The sequence below is a fragment of the Nonomuraea sp. NEAU-A123 genome (assembly GCF_018603905.1).
Classification (GTDB): domain Bacteria; phylum Actinomycetota; class Actinomycetes; order Streptosporangiales; family Streptosporangiaceae; genus Nonomuraea.
The window spans coordinates 290,138-306,075 of the sequence record NZ_JAHFZZ010000010.1; the positions used below are offsets into that span (position 1 = coordinate 290,138).

Genomic DNA, 15,938 nt, shown 5'->3' on the forward strand with positions numbered 1-15,938 from the left:
GGGCGCTCTGCAAAATGGCGATGAGCTTGCCGCGGACGGCCTCGGCGTCGCCGTTGGCGCTGGTGAGCATGGTCTCGACCCGTTCGAGCGCGCCGCGCAGCGTGTCCTCGGGCGACGGCGCCGCGGGAGCGAGGGTCTTGTAGAGGTGGTCGGCCAGCGACGTGACCGTGGGGTGGTCGAAGACCAGGGTCGCGGGCAGCCGCAGCCCGGTGTCGGCGTTGAGCCGGTTGCGCAGCTCCACGGCGGTCAGCGAGTCGAAGCCGAGCTCGTTGAACGCCCGGTCCACGTCGACGGCGTCCGCGCTGCCGTGTGCCAGCACGGCGGCCACGTGCCCGCGCACCAGGTCGGCGACCAGCCGCCGGGCGTTGGCCTCGGTCATGCCGGCCAGCCGCTCCGTCAGCGCGCCCGCTCCCCCAGCCGCGCCCGCCGCCGTACCGGCCGTCCGGCGCGGCGCGCGGACCAGGCCGCGCAACATCGGCGGCAGGTCTCCCGCCTCGGCCCTGGCTCGCAGCCCGGCCGTCTCCCACTTGGTCGCGACGACCAGCGGCTCGGGCGCTTCGAGCGCGGCGTCGAACAGTGTCAGTCCCTGCTCGACGGTCAGCGGCGCGATGCCGGAGCGGGCCAGCCTGGCCGTGTCGGCCGCCGAGAGCGTGCCGCCCATGCCCGAGCCGGTGTCCCACAGACCCCAGGCCACGGACACCGCGGGCAGGCCGAGCCCGCGTCGGTGCGCCGCCAGGGCGTCCAGGAACACGTTCGCCGACGCGTAGTTGCCCTGCCCGGCGTTGCCCAGCACACCCGCCAGCGACGAGAACAGAACGAACGAGGTGAGCGGGACGTCCCTGGTCAGTTCGTGCAGGTGCCACGCCGCGTCGGCCTTCGGCGCGAACACCGCGTCGAGCCGCTCCACCGACAGCCCCTCGACCGTGGCGTCGTCCAGCACACCCGCCGTGTGCACCACGGCCGTCAGCGCCGGAACCGATCCCAGCAGCACGGCCAAGGCGTCGCGATCCGACACGTCGCAAGCGGCCGCCGTAACCCTCGCCCCGAGCTCCTCCAGGCTCGACACCAGCACGCCCGCCCCCGGCGCGTCGGGCCCGCGCCGCGACACCAACACCAGATCCCGCACCCCGTGCCGCTCCACCAACCGCCGCGCCACCAGAGCACCCAGACCACCGGTCCCACCGGTCACCAGCACGGTCCCTGAGCCCAGAGCCCCCGAACCGGTCGGACCCTCCCTGCGCGCCAGGCGGGGGACGAGCACCTTCCCCTCGCGTACCGCCAACTGCGCCTCACCGGCCGCGACAGCCGCGGCCACCAGTTTCCAGGCGGAGAAGCCCGCCTCCACGTCCACCAGCACGAACCGGTCGGGGTGCTCGGCCTGCGCCGACCGCACCAGCCCCCACGCCGCCGCAGCCACCACGCTCCCGACCCCGCCGCCGGCAGGGTCGAAGACTCCCTGGGTCGCGAACACCAGCCGACTGCCGGCGAACCGCTCCTCGGTCACCCACCGCCGCACCAGCCCGAGCACCCGCCCGGTCAGCTCGCGCACCGCCGCGGGCACCGCTCCCGGAGCCGCCGCCAGCGGGACGACCACGACGTCCGGCACCGGCTCCCCGTCACCGAACCCATCGAGATCCGGGTACGCGTCCAGCCCCGGCACCGGCTCCCCGGCCGAGACCCACCGGCTGCCGTCGTCGGCCGGTTCGACGGTGACCTCGGTCCAGTCGACACCGTGCGGCACGGGGTCCGTGCGGCGACCGGCCGTACCGGCGAGCGAGGCCGCCGGAACGGTGCGGACCCGCAGCGACTCCATCGAGAAGACCGGCCGGCCTGCGGCGTCGGCGGCCTCGATGGCGGGTCCGGACTGCGACAGTCGGACCCGCAGCGCCCTGGCCCCAGCAGCGGCCAGCCGCACGCCGCGGAACTCGAACGGCAGCCGCAGCTCGTCACTCGGGTCGGCGATCAGCATCGGGTGGAACATCGCGTCGAAGAGCGCGGGATGCAGCCCGAACCCCGCCACGTCCACGTCGTCGGCCAGAGCGACCTCGGCGAACAGCTCCTCGCCCTGACGCCACACCGCGCGCACGCCCTGGAACGCGGGCCCGTAGTCGTAGCCCGCGTCGGCCAGCCGCTCGTAGGCCCCCTCGACATCGACCGGCGACGCACCGACGGGCGGCCAGGACGCCGCCCAGGCGAGCACGCCCGTGCCGGGGTTCGCGTCCGTGCCGAGCATGCCCGGGTTCGCGTCCACGCTGAGCACGCCCGACGCGTGGCGCGTCCACGCCGCCTCCGGCTCGCCCGCCGGACGCGAGTAGATCCGCACCGACCGGGAGCCGCCGTCCTCAGGCCGCCCGACGACGACCTGCACGGCCACCCTGCCCTGCTCAGGCAGCACCAGCGGCGCCTCGAACATCAGCTCCTCGACGAGATCGCACCCGAGCTGGCCGCCCGCCTCCAGGACAAGGTCCACGAACGCGGCACCGGGCAACACGGCCGCCCCGAGCATCACGTGATCGGCCAGCCAAGGCGCATCACCCTGCGACAGCCGCCCAGTCAGCACCATCGCCCCGTCATCGGCCACGTCCACGGCCGCCCCCAGGAGCGGATGGCCGACCTGACGCAGCCCAGCCGCCGAGACGTCGACGGCACGGGCGGGCGGGGCGAGCCAGTACCGCTCCCCGTCGAACGCGTACGTCGGAAGGTCCACGGTCGCCCCGCCGCCGAACACCGCCGGCCAGCCGACGGCCACTCCCGCCACGCACGCCCGCGCGAGGCAGCCGATCAGCGCGTCAGGCTCGGCGAGCTGCTTCCTGTGCAGGGCGAGGATCGGGGTGTCCGGCGCGGTGACGCACTCGTGCGCCATGCCGGAGAGCACCGCGGCCGGCCCCACCTCCAGGTACGTGTCCACGCCGTCGGCTTCGAGCCTGCCGATCGTGGCGTGGAACATGACGGCCCGGCGGATCTGCTCCAGCCAGTAGCCGGGCTCGCCCCAGGAGCCGTCAGGGAGGTTGGGGGCGTACGGGATGCGCGGCTCGTGGAACTCCACGCCCGCCAGCTCGGTGGCGAACTCCGCCAGCATGGGCTCCATCAGCGGCGAGTGGAAGGCGTGGCTGACCGCCAGCCGTCTGGTCCGCCGGCCGAGCTCGCGCCAGTGCTCGGCGACCGCCAGGCACGGCTCCTCCGCGCCGGAGACGACCACACTCGCGGGCCCGTTGACGGCGGCGACGGACACCAGGTGCTCCTGTCCGGCCAGCGTCGGCGCCACCTCTTCGGCGGTCGCCTCGATCGCGACCATCGCGCCCGGCGTGTCGAGCTCCTGCATCAGGCGGGCGCGCGCGGTGATGAGGCGGGCGGCGTCCGTCAGCGACCACACCCCGGCGACGTGCGCGGCCGCGAACTCGCCCACCGAGTGCCCGGCCACGTGGTCGGGCGTCACGCCGAGCGCCGCGAGCAGCCGGAAGGCGGCCACCTCGAAGGCGAACAGGGCCGGCTGGGTGTAGCGGGTCTCGTTCAGCAGGTCGGCCTCGGGCGTGCCGGGCTCGGCCCACACGATCTCGCGCAGCGGCCGGTCGAGGTGCTCGTCGAGCGCCGCCCAGACCTCGTCGAGCGCTTCGGCGAAGACCGGAGCCGCGGCGGCCAGCTCACGGCCCATGCCGAGCCGCTGCCCGCCCTGGCCGGTGAACAGGTAGGCGAGCTTGGGCTTCTCCCGGGCGGCGCCCTCGATCACCTCGGCCACCGGGCGGCCGGCCAGGAAGTCGCCGAGCCGGGCGGCCAGGGCGTCCCGGTCGTCGCCGAGCACGACGGCGCGGTGCTCGAACAGCGACCTGCCGGTGACCAGGGAGCGGGCCACGTCCGCCGGTTCGGGGGCGTCGGCCGCGGTGACGAGGTCGTGCAGGCGGGCGGCCTGCGCGCGTAACGACCGGCCGCTGCGGGCGCTGATCACCCAGGCCAGCGGGCCTTGCACGGCCGGCGGCTCCTGGTCCGTACGCGGGTTCTCCTCGGCCTCCTCGATGACCAGGTGCGCGTTCGTACCGCTGATGCCGAAGGACGAGACGCCGAACCGGCGCGGCTGCTCGCCGCGCGCCCACTCCCTGGCCTCGGTCAGCAGCCGCACGCCGCCGGCCGACCAGTCGACGTGCGGGGTCGGCTCGTCCACGTGCAGGGTGGGCGGCAGCACGCCGTGCCGCATCGCCATCACCATCTTGATCACACCGGCGACGCCGGCGGCGGCCTGGGTGTGGCCGATGTTCGACTTGACCGAGCCGAGCCAGAGCGGGCGGTCGGCGGCGCGGTTGCGTCCGTACGTGGCCAGCAACGCCTGGGCCTCGATGGGGTCGCCCAGCTGGGTGCCGGTGCCGTGCGCCTCCACGGCGTCGACGTCCCGCGTGTCGAGCCGGGCGTCGGCCAGCGCCTGCTGGACCACGCGCTCCTGGGAGGGACCGTTCGGGGCGGTGAGCCCGTTGCTGGCGCCGTCCTGGTTGACGGCCGAGCCGCGGATCACCGCGTGGATGCGCCGGCCGTTGCGCCGCGCGTCCGACAACCGCTCCAGCACCAGTACGCCGACGCCCTCCGACCAGGCGGCGCCGTCGGCCGAGGAGGAGAACGACTTGCACCGGCCATCCGGCGACAGCGCCCGCTGCCGCGAGAACTCGATGAACGGGTCCGCCGTGGCCATCACGGTCACGCCGCCCGCCAGCGCCAGCGAGCACTCGCCGCGCCGCAGCGCCTGGACCGCCAGGTGCATCGCCACCAGCGACGACGAGCAGGCCGTGTCGACGGAGATCGCCGGGCCCTCCAGGCCGAACGTGTACGAGACCCGCCCGGACAGCACACTGGAGGCGCTGGAGACCATCAGGACGCCCTCGACCGACTCCGGCACGGCGCCACCGGTGTAGCGCAGCGAGTAGTCGTTGTACATGTTGCCCGCGTACACACCGGTCTGGGTGCCGCGCAGCGTGGGCGGGTCGATCCCGGCCCGCTCGAACGCCTCCCAGCTCGTCTGCAGGAACAACCGGTGCTGCGGGTCGGTGGCCAGCGCGCCACGCGGGCTCATCCCGAAGAAGGGCGCGTCGAAGTCGCCGGCGTCGGGGAGGAAACCGCCCTGCCGGGTGTACGACCTGCCGAGCGCCTCGGGGTCGGGGTCGTAGAGGTTCTCGTCCCAGCCCCTGTCAGTAGGAAGGTCGCCGATCGCGTCCACACCGGAGGCCACCAGCTCCCACAAGTCCTCGGGCCCCGCGACCCCGCCCGGGAACCGGCAAGCCATCCCGACGATCGCTATGGGCTCGTGGCGACGGTCTTCGACCCCGGTCAGGCGCTGCCGAGTCTCGGTGAGCTCGACGGTCACCCGCTTCAGGTAATTACGCAGCTGTTCCTCAGTCGCCATGGTCGGGCCTTTCCAGAGAGGACCTCAGAGGAGACGTCATTGTTTGGTCGTCGATCAACGCGAAGATCTCCTCGTCCGAGGCGGAATCGATCTTCTCCGCGGCACCGTTGGACCCGGCGCCGAACCTGGTCATCAGACCGGCGCCGAACCTGGTGACGGCGCTCTGCGCGATGGCGACGAGCTTGCCGCGGATGGCCTCGGCGTCGCCGTGCGCGCCGGTCAGCATCGACTCGACCCGTTCGACCGCCCCACGCAGCGTGTCCTCGGGCGACGGGGCGGCGGGGGCGAGGGTACGGAACAGGTACTCGGCCAGTGCCGTGACCGTGGGATGGTCGAACACCAGGGTCGCGGGCAGCCGGAGCCCCGTGTCGCTGTTCAGCCGGTTGCGCAGCTCCACCGCGGTGAGCGAGTCGAAGCCGAGCTCGTTGAAGGCCCGGTCCATGTCCACGTTGCCGACGCTGCCGTGCGCCAGGACCGCCGCGACGTGCGAGCGGACCAGATCAGCCAGGTGGACGCGCGCCTCGGCCTCGGCCATCTTCGCCAGCCGCTCGGCCATGCCCGCCCGTCCCGCGGCCGTGGGGGTGCTCGCGGTGTTCGCCGCGCTCGCCGTACGTTTCGCCGTACGGACCAGGCCGCGCAGCACGGGCGGCAGCTCGCCCGCCTCGGCCCTGGCGCGCAGCCCGGCGGTGTCCCACCTGGCGGCGACGACCAGCTCCGCCGGAGCGGTGATCGCGCTGTCGAAGAGCTCCAGCCCCTGCTCGGCGGTCAGCGGCGCGATGCCCGACCGGGCCAGCCTGGCCGTGTCGGCCGCCGACAGGGCCCCGGTCATGCCGCTGTCCGCCGTCTCCCACAGGCCCCAGGCCACCGACACGGAGGGCAGGCCCAGGCCGCGCCGATGGGCCGCCAGGACGTCCAGGAACATGTTGGCGGCGGCGTAGTTCGCCTGGCCCGCGTTGCCGATCACGCCCGCCACGGAGGAGAACGTCACCAGCGGCACCTCCGGGGCCAGCTCGTGCAGGTACCAGGCGGCATCGGACTTCGGGGCGAACACCGAGTCGAGCCGCTGCGCCGACAGCCCCTCCACCGTGGCGTCGTCGAGCACGCCCGCCGTGTGCACCACGGCCGTCAGCGCCGGAATCGACCCCAGCAGTACCGCCAGGGCGTCGCGGTCCGACACATCGCACGCCACCACGGTGACCCGCGCGCCGAGCGCCTCCAGCCGGGCCACCAGGTCGCCGCTCGCCTCGGGGCCGCGCCGGGAGGCCAGCAGAAGGTCCTTGGCGCCGTGCCGGTCCACCAGGCGGTGCGCGATCAGCGCGCCGAGGCTACCGGTGCCGCCGGTCACCAGAACGGTCCCCGAACCGGCGTCGAACAGCTCGGGGGCGTCGGCCGTACGGCGGATCAGCCGCGGGACCAGGACCTTCCCCTCGCGCGCCAGCAACTGCGACTCGCCGGCCGCGACCGCCGCCGCCACCAGTCCCCAGTCGGCGCCCGCCGCGTCCACGTCCACCAGCACGAACCGCCCGGGATGCTCAGCCTGCGCCGACCGCACCAGCCCCCACACCGGCCCGGCCACCACGCCCGCGATGTCGGTTCCGCCGGCCCTGAACACGCCCTTGGTCACGAACACCATCCGGCACCCGGCGAACCGCTCGTCCCCCACCCAGCCCTGCACCAGGTCGAGCGCCTGGTAGATGCCGTCGCGCACGCCGTAGGGCACGTCGTCGGCGTCGGCCTCGGGCAGGTACGGCACCAGGACGGTGCTCGGCATGTCCCCGACGGTCATCTCGGTCAGGGACGCGAGGTCGTAGTACCGCGCCGCGTCCACGGCCGCGCCGATCTCGTCGGCGAACTCGTCGTACCCCACCACGGCCCAGCGCTGCTCGGCCGGGTCCATGGCGGACACCGCGAGGTCGATCCAGTCGAGCGTGTACGAGGCCGCGTCGGACGGCGCGCGCGTGGCGGCGCCGTGCCTCGGCACCGGGCGCAGGGTCAGCGCGTCCACCCCGGCGATGCGGTCGCCCGCGCCGTCGTGGATGTCCAACGAGACCCGGTCGCCTTCCCCCGCCACGATCCGCACCCGCAGCGTCTCGGCGCCGAGCGCGGACACCCGCACGCCGCTCCATGCGAACGGCAGCAGCAGCGCCCCGGTGTCCTCGGCCGACTCCAGCACCAGCAGGTGGAGCGCCGCGTCCAGCAGCGCCGGGTGCAGCGTGAACAGGCCCGCGTCCGTCCGGACCGGCTCCGGCAGCGCCACCTCGACGTAGGCGTCACCGTCCACCCGCCAGGCCGCGCGCAGCCCCTGGAAGGCGGGGCCGTACTCGTAACCCCGCTCCGTGAGCCGCTCGTAGGCGTCATCCAGGTCGATCGCTACGCCACCCACGGGCGGCCACGCGGTGAGCCGCTCGCCGGCTGTGGGCGGGACGACGGCCAGCGTGCCGGTGGCGTGGCGCGTCCACGTCGCCTCGTCGTCGTCCGCCGTTCTGCCGTACACAGTGAGGCCGCGCCGGCCCTCGGCGTCGGCGCCACCCACCGCGAGCTGCACCTGGACCGCGCCCGTCTCGGGCAGCGGCAAGGGCGCCTCCAGCGTCAGGTCCTCGATCTCGTCGCACCCGGCCGTGGTCGCGGCCTCCAGGGCCAGCTCGACGAACGCGGTGCCCGGCAGCAGTACGCCGCCGTCCACGGCGTGGTCGGCCAGCCACGGCAGCCCGCCGCGCGACAACCGCCCGGTGAGCAGGAACCCGTCGTCCCCCGCGACGGGCACGACCGCGTCGAGCATCGGGTGCCGCGGGCCACGGACCTGGCGGGTCTCGCTGATCCAGTACCTGGTGTGCTCGAACGGATAGGTCGGCAGATCCACGTGATGGCGCGGAGCCGGACCGACGGCCGCCCAGTCCACGTCGGCGCCCGACACGTACGCCTGTGCCGCCGCCACCAGCAGGCGCCGCCAGTCGCCGTCGTCACGCCGGAGCGTCCCGGTGGCACCGCCGGGAGTGCCCGCGGCCACCAGGGTGTCCTGGATGTGGCCGGTCAGCACGGGATGCGGGCTGACCTCGATGAACAGCGGAGCGCCGTCCCCGGCGAACGCCCTGATCGCCTGCTCGAAACGTACGGGATTACGAAGGCTGCGGAACCAGTAGCCAGCGTCCAGCCCAGCCGGCTCGACGAACGTCCCGGCCATGGACGAGCAGAAGGCCACGTCCGTAGGCCGCGGCGCGACCTCTGCCAGGGTGGCGAGCAGCTCGTCGCGGAGCACCTCGACGTGGGGGGTGTGCGAGGCGTAGTCGATCGCGATCTTCCGCACGCGTACGGTCTCGCCGCACGCCACCGCGAACTCGTCGATCGCGTCCAGCTCCCCGGCGACCACCGTACTGGCGGGCCCGCTGTGCACAGCCACCCACAACCGGTCCGCCCACGGCTCCAGCCGAACCTCCTCCGCCGGGAGCGCGACGGCGAGCATCCCACCCGTGCCAAGCAGCCTGACCAGCGCCTTGCTACGGAGCACGACCACCTTCGCCGCATCGTCGAGCGTCAACGCCCCGGCGACACAGGCCGCCGCGATCTCCCCCTGCGAGTGACCCACCACCGCCCCCGGGTCCACACCCAGCGACCGCCAGACCTGCGCCAACGACACCATCACCGCGAACAGGACCGGCTGGACGACGTCCGAGCTCGTCAGCTCACCCGCGCGCAGGGCCGTCACGACGGACCAGCCGGTGTACGGCATGAGCGCCTCGTCGCAGCGGTTCATCCACTCGCGGAACACCTCGCTGGAGTCCAGCAGATCGACCGCCATCCCCGCCCACTGCGACCCCTGCCCCGGGAAAACGAACACCGGGCGGACATCCGGCAATGCCGTGCCGCTGATCACGGCCGCGTGCGTTTCGCCCTCCGCAAGGGCCGTCAGGCCTGCCACCAGCTCGTCCCGGTCCGCAGCGACCACGACCGCCCGGTGTGCGAACCCCGCCCGCCGGGCCAACTGGTGTCCTGCGGCGGCCAGGTCGTCTCGGGAGGCTTCGGCGGCGTACTCGCGCAGGCGGGTGGCGTGCGCTTTTAGCGCGGCGGCCGACTTAGCGGACAACGCCCAGACCAGCGGCACCTCGGACCGCCCCACGACCGACCGACCGTCGGCCGCGCCCGTAGCACCCTCCGCGCCCGCCGTGGGCTCCGTCGCCTCCGGGGTGGCAGTCCCGGTTCCCGTGTACGACGCCGTCTCGAGGGCCTGTTCCAGGATCAGGTGGGCGTTCGTGCCGCTGATCCCGAAGCTGGAGACCGCAGCCCGTGTCAGCCGGTCACCAGGCAGCTCGACCGGCTCGGTGAGCAGTCGTACCGCGCCACCGCTCCAGTCCACCTGCGAGGTGGCCTCGTCGGCGTGCAACGTGCGCGGCAGCGTCCCGTGTCGCATCGCCATCACCATCTTGATGACGCCACCGACCCCGGCCGCGGCCTGCGTGTGGCCGATGTTCGACTTGAGGGAGCCGAGCCAGAGGGGCCGTTCGGGATCACGGCCCGCGCCGTACGTGGCGATGATCGACTCAGCCTCGATCGGGTCACCGAGCCGGGTGCCCGTGCCGTGCGCCTCCACCGCGTCCACCTCGGCGGCGGCGAGCCCGGCGTCGGCCAGCGCCTGCCGGATCACCTCCTGCTGGGCCTGACCGTTCGGGGCGGTGAGGCCGTTGCTGGCACCGTCCTGGTTCACCGCACCGCCACGGATCACGGCGAGCACCGGATGCCCCAGGCGGCGCGCGTCGGAAAGCCGCTCCAACAGCAGCATCCCGGCGCCCTCACCCCAGCCCGTGCCGTCCGCGCCCGCCGCGAACGCCTTGCACCGTCCATCGGGAGCCAGCCCCGACTGCCGGCTGAACTCGACGAAAATCCCCGGATTGGACATCACGGTCGCCCCACCGGCCAGCGCCAGCGAACACTCACCGCGCCGCAACGCCTGCATCGCCAGGAAGATCGCCACCAGCGACGAGGAGCAGGCCGTGTCAGCGGTAATAGCGGGCCCGCGCAGGCCCAGCGTGTACGCGATCCGCCCGGACGCGACGCTGAGCGCGGTGCCCGTCAGCAGATGCCCGTCGACCGTCCCCGTGGACTGATGCAACCGGGGCCCGTAGTCCGAGGCCATGGCGCCCACGAACACGCCAGTGGCCGAGCCGCGCAGCCCGGCCGGATCGAGCCCGGCCCGCTCGACGGCCTCCCAACTGACCTCCATCAGCAACCGCTGCTGGGGGTCCATGGCGGTGGCCTCACGCGGGCTGATACCGAAGAACGCGGCGTCGAACCGGTCGGCATCGTGCAGGAACCCGCCATACCTGGTGTCACTGGTGCCCGACCGATCCGGCCCGGACGCGAACAACGTGTCCAGGTCCCAACCCCGGTTGGCGGGAAACTCGGTGATCGCGTCGGTGCCGGTACGAACGAGCCGCCACAACTCTTCGGGCGAGTCCACCCCACCGGGATACCGGCACCCCATGGCCACAATGGCGATGGCGCCGGTGTCATCGCCAACGTAACCGGGCACGTCACCACCGCACCCAGGCGCGTCGCCGATGTACGCGAGCGTGGTGAGGTCATCCTCCGGCGCGGCCAAGTCACCGTGGTAGCCAGCGGCCAGCGGTACGGATCCGCCGTCGGCGAGGAGCATCCGCAGGTGAGCAATCAGCAGATCAGGGGTCGGGTGGTCGAACAGCAGACTCGTCGGCAGCCGCAGCCCGGTCGCGCTCCGCAGCCGGTGCCTGAGGTCCTCCGCAGTGGCCGATTCGAGCCCGAGGTCCTTGAACGTCCTGCTCGACTCCACGCTCCCGGCGTCCTGGTATCCGAGCAGCCCGACCAGGACGGTCAACACCAACTCCCGCACCTCACGCCGCGAAAGCCCCCTGCCCGCCGCCGTCCCCGCATCAGCGGAGCTGGACGCACCGGCCGAAGCAAGACCGGGGCCATCGACCGGAACAAGGCCACGGCCGCCTGCCGGGGTGGGCCGTGCTGTCGAGCGGCGGGCGTCGCCCGGCAGTGACGGCCAGTGGCGTTCGCGCTGGAACGCGTACGTGGGCAGCTCAACCAGCTCCGCCCCCGCCACCTGGCCGGGGCCGGTCCAGTCGACGTCGGCCCCTCGCGTGTACGCCTCGGCGAGCGAGCGCCGGAACCGCTCCAGCCCGCCGTCGCCCCGCCGCAGCGTCCCGGTGACCGCGGCCTCCCGGTCCACTTCCTCGGCCGTCTCCTCGATCCCGGTGCCCAGCACCGGATGCGGGCTGCATTCGACGAACAGGCCGCCCTGGTGGTCCAGCGCCCGCCGCGTCGCCTGCGCGAACCTGACCGGCTGCCGCAGGCTGCGATACCAGTAGCCGGCGTCGAGTTCGGCCGTGTCGATCGGCTCGCCGGTGAGCGTCGAGATGAACAGCGTCCCCGCGCTCACCGGCCGTACCGGGGCCAGCGCCGCCAGCACCTCGTCACGGATCTCCTCGACCTCGGCCGAGTGCGAGGCGTAGTCGACCGGGATGATCCTGGTGCGGTACCCGTCGTCGGTGAGCCGCCGCCCCAGGTCGGCCAGCGCCTCGTGCCGCCCGGAGACGACCACGGACCGAGGCCCGTTGTAGGCGGCGATGGACACGTCCCCCGCCAGCGAGCGGATCGCCGACTCGACCACGTCCAGCGGGGCGGCGATCGACATCATCCCGCCGCGCCCGGTGATCCCGGCGATCGCGCGGCTGCGCAGGGCCACGACCCTGGCCGCGTCGGGCATGGACAGCGCGCCGACGACGGTGGCGGCCGCGATCTCGCCCTGCGAGTGGCCGATCACCATCTCGGGTTCGACGCCGTACGAGCGCCACAGCCCGGCCAGCGACACCATGACGGCCCACAGCGCGGGCTGCACCACGTCGACCCGGTCGAACCCGGGCCCGCCCGGCACCCCACGCAACACGTCGAGCAGCGCGTACTCGACAAACGGTTCGAGCGCTCCCGCACACGCCTCGACATGCGCCGCGAACACCGGCGAATCGGCGAGCAGCTCGCGAGCCATCTCCGGCCACTGCGACCCCTGCCCCGGAAAGACGAACGCCCGGCGACCACCGACCACGGACCCGGTGACCACAGACTCGTCCACCCGCCCGGCCGCCAGCGACGCCAGCGACGCGTACTTGTCGGCGCCGAGCAACACCGCCCGATGCTCGAACACGGCCCGACTGCGCAACAGCGCAAGCCCAACAGCGCCAGACTCGCCCACCGAACCGGCGCCGGCGCCGCTGAGGTCGTTGCCGTTTCCGGGGTCGGCTTCGGGATGGTGGCCGACATGGGTGCTCAACCGCTCTGCCTGAGCGCTGAGTGCCCCGGCCGTGCGGGCCGACAGGATCCAGGGTGTGTCCTCGCTCGCTGACCGCAGGGCGTGCTCGCTCTGAGGGGCCTCGCCGAGCACCAGGTGGCAGTTGGTGCCGCCCATGCCGAACGAGCTGACGCACGCGATGAGCGGCCGGTCGGCGCGTGGCCACGGGCGGGCGTCGCGCACGATCTCCAGTCCCAGCTCGGCGAGCGGGATGTCCGGGTTGGGCGTCTCGAAGTTCAGGCTCGGCGGCAGTTCGCGCCGCTCCAGGCTCAGCACGACCTTGACCAGCCCGGCGATTCCGGCAGCGCCTTCGAGATGCCCGATGTTGGTCTTCACCGACCCGACCAACAACGGCGGCACGCCGTCCGGACGATCGGCACCGTCCAAGCGACCAGCGCCGTCCGGGGCCCGGAGGCCGGCTCGACGGCCCTCGCCGTAAGCGGCGCCGAGGGCGGCGGCTTCGATGGGGTCGCCGACCTTTGTGCCGGTGCCGTGCAGCTCGACGTACTGGACGTCGCCCGGCTCCACTCCGGCGCGCTCGCAGGCGAGCCGGATGACCTCCTCCTGCGCCCGCCCGCTCGGCACAGTGAGCCCGTCCCCGCCGCCGTCGTTGTTGACGGCGCCGCCGAGGATCACGCACCGGATCGCGTCGCCGTCGGCGAGTGCCGCCGACAGCGGCTTCAGGACGACGAGCGCCCCGCCCTCGCCGCGCACATAGCCGTTGGCCCGGCCGTCGAAGACGTAGCAGCGCCCGTCCGGCGACAGCGCGCCGAAGTTGCCGATGGCGGCGGTGGTCTCGGCCAGCAGGTTGAGGTTCACGCCGCCGGCCAGCGCCAGCCCGGTCTCGCCGCGCCGCAGGCTCTCGCAGGCCATCTGTACGGCCAGCAGCGACGACGACTGCCCGGCGTCGAGGGTCAGGCTCGGCCCCCGCAACCCGAGGAAGTACGAGACGCGATTGGCGATGATCGCCCGGTTCGCCCCGGTATAGGCGTGTCGCCCGAGGCCATCGGCCCCCACCCGGTCCTGCAGCGCCGCGTAGTCGTTGGAGATCGCCCCCAGGAACACCCCGGCGCCGGTCCCGCTCAGCCGGGACGGCACCACCCGCGCGTTCTCCAGCGCCTCCCAGGCCAGCTCCAGTACGAGGCGCTGCTGGGGGTCCATCGCGGCGGCCTCGTTCGGCGAGATCCCGAAGAAGGCGGCGTCGAAGCGGTCCACGTCCGAGAGGAAGCCGCCACGGCGATAGCCGGCGGCCGGACCGTCCGGCCACCGGCCCTCGGGCACGGCCGTCACGGCGTCCACGCCATCGCGCAGCAATTGCCAGAACCGTCCGGGATCGGCGGCCTGAGGGAGCCGGCAGGAAACGCCGACCACGGCGACGGGCTCCGCGGCGGATGAAACGCGACCGGTCCGCGGGCGACCGGTCTCTCCGGCCGTCGTGCCGTTTAGCTGAATCGACTCACCAACCATCAATGCGCCACCTCAAGCTTCGGGCATCACCAACAAGACAGTGCCGGTTTCCATAAAGTCGATCGCTTTGAATAGTTGCTGTGACCCTAATCGCAGCACCGTTCCCGGACCACGGTCGCGGGCTGGCACATTGTTTCCGGCAGAAGCTGTCAATGCGGGCGCGTTGACATAGGTGTACGCAGTTCGCATTCTGTGTGGGACAGCTGAGAGCTCTGCCGATCCGAAATGGATAAAGCCTTTTACCGGAGCGCGCTCCAGGGTCCCGGTGCGTGCGCGCGTGTGGAGGGCCGCCAGCGGGCCACTAGACCCACCGATGAGCCCACGAGGAGACCACATGCCCGTCGACGCACCCCTGAGCAACGGCCAGCTATGGAGCTGGCGAGAAGTGGAGCGCTACCCGAAGGAGTGGATGCGGGACGCCAACCTCCCGACGGCCTGGGACCTGCGCGGACTCCCCCTGGACCGGGTGACGACGGCGTTGCGGCGGCTCGTCGACCGGCACGAATGCCTGCGCACCACGTACCACGTGCGAGACGGGCAGCCCGTGCAGCGCGTCCACCAGACGGTGACGCCGCCGGTCGAGTACGTCGACCGCGTGATCACCGGCCGCGACGATCCGGAGCGTACGAAGGAGGAGCTGGCCACGATCCCGTTCCCGATGACGGACGCGCTGCCCTGGCGTGGCGTGCTCGTCACGACGGACGGGGCACCGGTGTTCCTCGCGCTGTCGTTCTCCCACCTGATCGTGGACGTGTGGTCGATCCATCACCTGCAGGACCAGTTCCGCGCCCTGGTGGCCGACCCGGACGCCGACGCGGACATGGGTCCCACCCTGCGCGAGCTCGCCCGGCGGCAGCGTGACGAGTCGTGGCGCGGCCAGCAGGAGAGCTCCGAACGCTACTGGCGGCAGGTGCTCGCCGACGGCCTGATGGACGAGCTCCCCACGCTGCCCGCGGGCGCCGAGCGGAACCGGATCGAGGCCACGCTGCACTCGTTCCGCCTGGGCGGGCTCGCCGCCGAGGCCGCCAGGCGGCACGGCGTGACGCCGCCCGCGGTGCTGATGTCCTTCATCGCCGCCGGCCTCGCCCGGCACACGGACACCGACCGGGTGACGATGAGCCTGATGGCCTCCAACCGGTTCGCCGCGGAACACCAGCACGTCGTCGGCACCATGAACCAGCTCATCCCGGTCAGCGCCATCGTCGATCCGGGCGCCACGCTGGCCGAGCACGTCAAGCGCTGGCACTGGGCGAGCGCGCGCACGTACCGCTACTCCTGCTACGACTTCGACCGCGTCGCCGCGCTGGCCGCCGACGCGGCCACGCACAGCGGCCGGGAGCCGGGGCACGACTGCTGGTTCAACCACCTGTTCCGCAGCTGGTTCAACTACATGCAGATCGACCGTGCCCCGCTGAACGCCGCCGACCCGACGCCCGCCGAGCTGGTCTGGACGCCCTTGGCCCAGCAGTACGGTCAGGCGTTCCGGGTGCGGGTGGCGGTTCAGGGCGGTCTCACCAGCGTCATGCTGCTGGCGGATCCGGCGATCCTGCCGCCCGAGGCCGCGACCGACATCCTGCGGGCGATGGCGCTCGGCGTGCAGCTCGCGGTGACCGATCCGAAGACGTGCCTGAAGGACCTGTGGAGCGCCAGGAGCGAGGGGCTGCCGCCGTCGCTGTTCCCCGCCGAGGTGCCGGCGCCGCCGCACTAGTCGTCCGCGGGCCGGCGCGACAGCCCCCGCCGCGCCGGCCCGCGGATCCTCCTACAAAA

2 protein-coding genes and 2 pseudogenes are annotated in these 15,938 nt (G+C 73.1%); 1 reads left to right on the top strand and 3 read right to left on the bottom strand.

The genetic code is table 11. From position 1 onward, the window contains the following. Positions 1–165: 165 nt before the first annotated feature. From KLK06_RS31305 to KLK06_RS31310, 3 genes and pseudogenes are all read right to left on the bottom strand, one after another. Positions 166–5,284: pseudogene (locus tag KLK06_RS31305) on the bottom strand (type I polyketide synthase); the annotation flags it as partial. Positions 5,285–5,338: 54 nt separating this feature from the next. Continuing rightward, positions 5,339–5,383 (bottom strand): annotated as a pseudogene (locus KLK06_RS63165) (polyketide synthase docking domain-containing protein); the annotation flags it as partial. Next, a complete protein-coding gene (locus KLK06_RS31310; RefSeq protein ID WP_214639254.1) occupies positions 5,373–14,075 on the bottom strand; it encodes an SDR family NAD(P)-dependent oxidoreductase in 8,703 nt (2,900 codons plus the stop codon). The pseudogene KLK06_RS63165 and the gene KLK06_RS31310, both read right to left, overlap by 11 nt. A 430-nt stretch (positions 14,076–14,505) precedes the next feature. On the opposite strand from KLK06_RS31310, the gene KLK06_RS31315 reads away from it, so the two are divergent. Then, positions 14,506–15,879 (top strand): condensation domain-containing protein, encoded by a 1,374-nt coding sequence (locus tag KLK06_RS31315; protein ID WP_214639255.1) that lies wholly within the window; start codon positions 14,506–14,508, stop codon positions 15,877–15,879. The last annotated feature ends 59 nt before the right edge of the window (positions 15,880–15,938 follow it).

Coding starts and splice junctions, on each gene's coding strand:
- KLK06_RS31315 (WP_214639255.1), top strand. CDS start 14,506: ATGCCCGTCGACGCACCCCTGAGCAACGGCCAGCTATGGAGCTGGCGA.